Source organism: Longimicrobium sp. (assembly GCF_048594345.1).
In the GTDB taxonomy this organism is placed as follows: domain Bacteria; phylum Gemmatimonadota; class Gemmatimonadetes; order Longimicrobiales; family Longimicrobiaceae; genus Longimicrobium.
Genome location: NZ_JBMDXM010000201.1, coordinates 1 through 1893, shown reverse-complemented (window position 1 = coordinate 1893; position 1893 = coordinate 1). Strand labels below are relative to the sequence as shown.

Below are 1893 nucleotides of genomic sequence, written 5' to 3'. Positions count from 1 at the left end.
TGGTGCGGACCTGTGAGCCCGGCGAACGGCGGAGCCCCTCGTGGTGGGGACTCAGCGCAAACGCCGCGCGGGGTCGGGCGGGTTGGGGTCGCGGGAGACGCCGTGAATCCATCCCTGGAGGCTTGGCCGCGGCATCCATGCCGCGGACACCCCCACGACCCCAACCCGCCCGCCCTCTGACAGTTTCCTGCGGCCGCCCGCCACGGAAGAAAGAAAGAAGAGCAACAGCGGGTCGCGCGCTTCGCTTGCTCGGAGCCGAGCATGGCTCGGCTCTACAAGGGCAATGCAGAACCAAAGAAAAAGGACGCGGCGAACGCCGCGTCCTTCTTGTTTCCCATCAGTTCGTCAGTAACCCAATGCTCTTTCCCACCGTCACCGGGAAACTGTCGGGGGGTGGGGCGGTGTGGGTTGGCAGGACCGTTGGCGCCATGGGCCCGAGGCATGCCTCGGGCGGGTTGGGCAGGACGCCCAACCCCGGTCTTGCCGTGTGCGCAGGACAGCGCACACGAGCAAGGCGCCATCGAGCCCCCAGGGGTGAGGGCGCTTTGCTCGCGAAGCACTGCTTCGCAAGCGCCCGAACGCCCAGCCGCCAGCGGCTGGGCCGGACCGCGGAGCGGGGTTTACGGCGTGTCCTGCCAGCCGTCCCCGTCCCGCCAACCATCAGCACCCCAGAGCCGCTTTGGATGTTGATGTTGACGTTGCCCGCCGCAGGCGGACCACCGCGCGTCAGCGCGGCGCCTCCACATCCAGCCCGATCGGGCAGCTCACGCCGGTGCCGCCAATGCCGCAGTAGCCGTTCGGGTTCTTCGCCAGGTACTGCTGGTGGTAATCCTCGGCGTAGTAGTACGCCGGCGCCGGGTACACGATCTCGGTGGTGATCGGGCCGTAACCGGCCGCATCCAGTTGGGCCTGGTAAGCCTCGCGGCTGGCCAGCGCGGCCTTGTACTGGGCCTCGTCGGTGGCGTGGATCGCCGAGCGGTACTGGGTGCCGGTGTCGTTGCCCTGGCGCATGCCCTGGGTCGGGTCGTGGCTCTCCCAGAACAACTGAAGCAGCCGCTCCAGGCTCACCACCGCCGGGTCGAACACCACCTGCACCACTTCGGTGTGGCCGGTCAGGCCCGAGCAGACCTCTTCATAGGTCGGGTTCGGGGTGATGCCGCCGGCATAGCCGACCGAGGTGCTGTACACGCCCGGTTCGGTCCAGAACTTGCGCTCGGCGCCCCAGAAGCAGCCCAGCGCAAAACGGATCTGCTGCAGGCCGGCGAAGCGGTCCTTCAGCGGATGGCTGTTCACGAAGTGCTGGTTGCTGTGCAGCGGCAGCGGTTGCTCGCGTCCCGGCAGCGCCTCTTCCGGGCGCGGCAGGCGCTGCTTGAAGGCGCCGATGCCGAGGATGCCCTGGCCAATTCCCAACATGATGCGCTCCTACGCCGGAAGGCCGGCTATGTCGTCTGCATCTGAAATGGGGGCGTCCGGCGCGTGGCCCAAGTCCAGCGCCGCCACGATGTCTTCGGCCTGCGGCCGCGCCGCGTCGGGGATACCCACCCGCAGCACGCCGAACAGCGGCAGCTCGCCCATGCCGCCCAGCAGCTGCTCGCCGAACACGAAGGCGGGGATGCCCGCGTCTTCCAGTGCGTGCTTCACAAGGTGGGCGTCGAACAGATTGTCGGCCTTGTACACGATGTGCATGGGCGGCTCCTTGAGTCAGGGGTCCAGCATACGCCCGGGGGCTGAATCGCGCCGCCGCGCTCGCCGGGCGTGGCCCGGCGCTACCGTTCCGGACCGGGCAGCCCTGGCCTGTACGCGCTAGACTGTTGGTCTTTCTGCCCTTTTTCGCCCCAGACTCATGTCCGAGCACACCCCCGCCAGCCCCGAGACCCCCGCCGACAGCCACGA

Annotated in this window: 2 protein-coding genes; both read right to left on the bottom strand. The window is 68.5% G+C overall.

Translation table 11 applies throughout. The features are described 5' to 3' along the window. Nucleotides 1-726: 726 nt before the first annotated feature. A complete protein-coding gene (gene msrA, locus ACOJUJ_RS21990; protein WP_286071985.1) occupies nucleotides 727-1392 on the bottom strand; it encodes a peptide-methionine (S)-S-oxide reductase MsrA in 666 nt (221 codons plus the stop codon). Between the two features lie 30 nt (nucleotides 1393-1422). Further along, complete coding sequence (locus ACOJUJ_RS21985; protein WP_005408153.1) at nucleotides 1423-1686, bottom strand: DUF2007 domain-containing protein; 264 nt, start codon at nucleotides 1684-1686, stop codon at nucleotides 1423-1425. Nucleotides 1687-1893: the final 207 nt, after the last annotated feature.

Coding starts and splice junctions, on each gene's coding strand:
- ACOJUJ_RS21985 (WP_005408153.1), bottom strand. CDS start 1,686: ATGCACATCGTGTACAAGGCCGACAATCTGTTCGACGCCCACCTTGTG.